This window comes from Aromatoleum evansii, assembly GCF_012910805.1.
Taxonomy (GTDB): domain Bacteria; phylum Pseudomonadota; class Gammaproteobacteria; order Burkholderiales; family Rhodocyclaceae; genus Aromatoleum; species Aromatoleum evansii.
Genome location: NZ_WTVK01000122.1, coordinates 1 through 4,587, shown reverse-complemented (window position 1 = coordinate 4,587; position 4,587 = coordinate 1). Strand labels below are relative to the sequence as shown.

The window sequence follows — 4,587 nt, the reverse complement described above, 5'->3', positions numbered from 1 at the left end:
CTCCCGAGCCGCCCCTGCCAATCGTGACCCCCCAGCCCGTGTCGCTCCTCGTCCGCGTGATAGCCGCCCTCGCAATCGCCGCTGCGTGCGGCGGGCTTGCGCTCGCGCAACGGATCGACATGCGCAACACGCCGCACAACCTCGCCCGCGGCGACAGCATCGCGCCCACCGACCCGCGGCAGATCTGCGTGTTCTGCCATACCCCGACCGACACCAACCTCGAGGACGCGATGAGGCCGCTATGGCAACCCTCGGCCTCCACCGACACACCCTTCATCATGTTCGACGACATCGGGCGCATGGGCACCGAAGGCAATCAGTCCGTCGGCTCCCAGTCCATCGCCTGCCTGTCCTGCCATGATTCAAGCCAGGCATTCGGCGTGGCGGGCGGCGTCCAGGACCACCCTTTCGCGATTCCCTACCGCGGCGCGCTGACCCCGGCCGAGCGCCAGCGCGCACGCGAAGAGGCCGCCAAGGCCGGGCGCCTGATTCATCAGGGCAAGCACGTCCGCAACAACGAAGAGTTCCGCCAGGCCTCGCGCGGAATCGTCGACGAACGACCGGTCTGGTGGGTTTCCAAAGGCGGACCGTCGGCACAGCGCGGACGCCTGGACGTACCGCTGTACGTGCGCGTCGACGAAGCCGACCAGACCGAGATTCCATTTGTAGAGTGCGCCAGCTGCCACGACCCCCACAGCGTTCGGCCGCTGTTCCTGCGCACCGACACAAGTGCCAGCGACCTTTGCATGACGTGCCATGTGAAATGAGCCGCACCCGCTCATCACACGTCCGCCCCCCCTCATCACGACAATCAACCTACCCTGCCGCGAAATGAACCGACACTCGACACAAAATCCCCGTCCGCCATCCCGCATCGCACGCATCGCCGCGTCCTTGGGCGCCACGCTGCTGGTACTGGCAGGCTGCGCACAGCTCCCCGATGGCGACGGGTCCGTTGCGCAACCAGCAGGTCCGCTGGTCTTTCCCGGCCCGCCCGATGAGCCGCGCTTCGTCTATGAGCGCACGCTCACGAACTCGACCGACGTCGTCGCCGACAACAGCGACGACGCCCTCCGCCGCGCGCTGACCGGCGGACAGCGGGCCGGACAGTTCATGACGAAGCCATACGCGGTGGCCGCGCACCGCGGGCGGATCTTCGTCTCGGACAGCGCAGACCGCAACGTGAAGGTGTTCGACATTCCCGAAGGCCGCTTCTTCACCATCGGCGAAGAGGAACCGGGCGTGCTGGCCAAGCCGCTCGGTCTCGACGTCGACAGCAGCGGACGCCTCTATGTCGCCGACGCCACGCAAAAGATGATCTTCATCTATGACCGCGACGGCAAGTTCCTGCGCAAGATCGGCGGCAAGGAGCTCTTCGACCGCATCTCCAGCGTTACCGTGGACCCTGCCGGCAAGCAGATCTATGTCGTCGACATCGGCGGGGTGAAGTCCGAGAACCACCGCGTGCGGGTCTTCGATACAGCCACGGGGCGCCACGTGATGGACATCGGCAAGCGCGGCACCGGCCCAGGGGAATTCAATCTTCCGCGCGACATGGCGATCGGCCTCGACGGCCGCCTGTACGTGGTCGACGGCGGCAACTTCCGCATCCAGGTGTTCAATGCCGACGGCAGCTACCGCGAGAGCTTCGGCACCGTCGGCCGGCAACTGGGCAACTTCGCCCGCCCCAAGGAGATCGCCACCGACGCCGGCGGCAACCTCTACGTCGCCGACGCCGCGTTCGGCAATTTCCAGATATTCAATCCGGAAGGGGAACTCCTGATGTACATCGGCAACCGCTCCGAACGCGGCGGGCCGGCACAGTACATCCTCCCTTCCGGCATTGCAGTGGACGAAGACGGCCGCGTGTTCTTTGTTGACCAGTGGTTCGCCAAAATCGACGTCTTCCGCCCCTACAGCCTGCCTGCCGACCAGGGCTTCTCCATCCGCCAGGCGGCAAAATCGGGCAAATAGCAGAAATCGGGAAATCGTATTCCCGCACCCGGGAATACGCCGCTGGCATCTTCCGCGACCATTGTCGATCAGCCGCCGAACACCCCCGACCAACACCGTAGAACCCGCGCCGATCAAGGCTTTCAGACCGGCGCACGCTTTCTCGGCGGGCAACGCAAAAGGTGGACCGAATTCTGCTTTATGTAGTGCGTAGCAAAAATATTGGCGTTATCACTGCACGAAACTGCCGATCTGCCCGACAAGAAGGGCGTTGAGGCTTGGTCCATCTTCCATCCATCGGGGGTTACCATGAAAAAAATCTTCAAACAGACACTGCTGTTCGCAGCGCTCGCGGCCATTGCGGGCGGTGCAGCAGCGCAGATCACGAACACGCCTCACAACCTGAGCTCGAGTGGAACCGGCGAGAACCACGTCACCGGCACCGATGGGGTGACCGGCACGACCCAGATCTGCGTCTTCTGCCACACCCCGCACGGCGCCGACACCAGCGCGCCGGCTCCGCTGTGGAACAAGGCACTGCCGACCGGCACCGACTTCACGACCTACGATAATATTAAGAGCTCCACGATCGACGGCAAGATCCTCGCGGTCGGCTCGGTCTCCCTGGCCTGTCTCTCCTGCCACGACGGCACCCAGGCCATGGACAACATCATCAATGCCCCGGGCAGCGGCGGCCTCACTACAGGCGGCGGAAACGACGGCCTCGGCTACACTTGGACCGGCACCCGGGTGACTGTCGCCGGCCAGCTGAGCGGCGTTGCGGCCCTCGGCGAGGGTACGAAGGATCTGAGCAACGACCACCCGATCGGTATCCAGTACTGCGGCGGCGGCGTGACCGGCGCGGCCGACACGGTGACCGCGAACTGTGCCGACCTCGATTTCCGGACGGCCGAGCTGCGCACGAAATCGATCAACAACCAGCAGGCGTTCTGGATCGACAGGGGCACCGCGGCGAACCAGCGCGACAAGGGCGACATCATCCTCTACACCCGCGACTTCGGTACCGCCGGGACTCCCGCGATGGGGCCGTCGGTCGAGTGCGCATCCTGCCACGATCCCCACTCGTCGAAGACCACGACCAACAGCGACGTGAACTTCATGCGCGTCACCACGGCGGGAAGCCAGATCTGCCTGGCCTGCCACGTCAAGTAAGCAGCCTGGCTGTCGCATCCGGGGCCGGATACGTCTTTATCCGGCCCGGACACGAGGCGTAACACCAGAAGGGGTCAGGCGGGAGCACACCCGCTTGGCCCTTTTTGTTATTTTGTCGAACTGGACCTCTCACCCCCACCAAGGATCACCTCTGACGATGAAAATCCTCGCCAGCCGCCTCTCCAGTATCTTGGCCACCATGTTGCTGGCGTGCACCGTGCATGCTGCGGACGGCGCCAAGCCCGCCGCGAAGACCGCGCCGGGCGGCACCGCACAGGGCGGCGCGGTGGCCGATCAGCACAGCTCTCCGCCGTTTCTGGCCGTCGTCAATGGCACGGTGATCAGTGCCGGCGAGTTCGACGCGGCCGCAAACGAAGCTGCGCGCCAGAAGTTCTATCATGGCACCCCACCGGAAGGCGCGGTGGAAGAACTGATGCGCGAGGTCGCCACGCGCATGATCGAACGCATCCTCCTGCTGGAGGAGATCGGCCGCCAGGGGCTGAAACCGGATGCCCGCGCGGTTGAGGAGAAACTCAGCCGCTATGAGCAGCGCTATGCTTCGAGCCCCCGTTGGCAACAGGAACGCGAGCGCATCCTGCCCAGCCTGCGCCAGCGGCTCGAACAGGATGACATGCTCGCCGCGCTCGAGGCGAAGGTCCGCAATGTACCCCCCCCTGCGGAAGACAAGGTGCGCGCCTACTACAAGGCGAATCCGGACAAATTCACGGAACCGGAAAAGATGCGGCTGTCGCTCATCGTGCTGAAAGTCGACCCCTCGTCGCCGACCTCCGCCTGGGAGGCCGCCGAGGCCGAAGCGGGCGCCCTGCGCATGCGCCTGACAGACGGTGGAGCCGATTTTGCCGAACTTGCACGCAAACACTCGGCCGACGATTCGGCGCAGAACGGTGGCGATCTGGGCTATCTGCACCGCGGCATGCTGCCCGAAGGCATCCAGGAGAAGATCGACGACATGAAGCCGGGCGACCTCTCGCCCCCGACGCGCATCCTGCAAGGCTACGCGCTGTTCCGGTACGAAGCGAAACAGGCTGCAAAGCACCATGATTTCGCCACGGTTCGTGCCCGCGCGACCGATCTGCTGGCACGCGACCTGGCCGACAAGGCATGGACGGACTTCCGCGCGCAACTGCGCAAGAAGGCCAGGATCGAACTCAACACACAGCGCTACCCCGCGATCGGGGCACTGACGGCTAAGTCGAAGTAGCCTGCCGGCACGGATGGGGCGCCCTGCCACCTTCTGTTCTCCCCGCTTAGCGCCGCGCAGGTCGGCGGGCGGGCGCACGACCGCCCGCCGCGCACTTGTCCCCTTGCTTGGCGGCATGCTCATCGGCAGCGCAGGGCTTGCCGCAGCGGACGACGGTGCCGCGGAACTCCCGCGGCCGCGCCTGCGCCTTTCCGTGGTTCTAGCAAGTCTCGCGCAGGAATCAGGGAAGCCGCCCGCCC

Annotated in this window: 4 protein-coding genes; all 4 read left to right on the top strand. The window is 65.3% G+C overall.

Features of this window, described 5'->3' with window-relative positions; all coding sequences use genetic code 11:
* The coding region (locus GO615_RS27130) for a cytochrome c3 family protein (protein WP_339379980.1) at nucleotides 1-767 on the top strand (767 nt) is incomplete at its 5' end.
* Nucleotides 768-831: 64 nt separating this feature from the next.
* Complete coding sequence (locus GO615_RS27125; RefSeq protein WP_169132961.1) at nucleotides 832-1,974, top strand: 6-bladed beta-propeller; 1,143 nt, start codon at nucleotides 832-834, stop codon at nucleotides 1,972-1,974.
* 288 nt (nucleotides 1,975-2,262) lie between these two features.
* Complete coding sequence (locus tag GO615_RS27120) at nucleotides 2,263-3,126, top strand: cytochrome c3 family protein (protein ID WP_169132960.1); 864 nt, start codon at nucleotides 2,263-2,265, stop codon at nucleotides 3,124-3,126.
* Between the two features lie 157 nt (nucleotides 3,127-3,283).
* Entirely contained in the window at nucleotides 3,284-4,348 is a 1,065-nt protein-coding gene (locus GO615_RS27115; protein ID WP_246262494.1) for a peptidylprolyl isomerase, read from the top strand.
* Nucleotides 4,349-4,587: the final 239 nt, after the last annotated feature.

Excerpts from the sequence above, each read along its gene's own strand:
- GO615_RS27125 (WP_169132961.1), top strand. The coding sequence starts at position 832 with ATGAACCGACACTCGACACAAAATCCCCGTCCGCCATCCCGCATCGCA.
- GO615_RS27120 (WP_169132960.1), top strand. The coding sequence starts at position 2,263 with ATGAAAAAAATCTTCAAACAGACACTGCTGTTCGCAGCGCTCGCGGCC.
- GO615_RS27115 (WP_246262494.1), top strand. The coding sequence starts at position 3,284 with ATGAAAATCCTCGCCAGCCGCCTCTCCAGTATCTTGGCCACCATGTTG.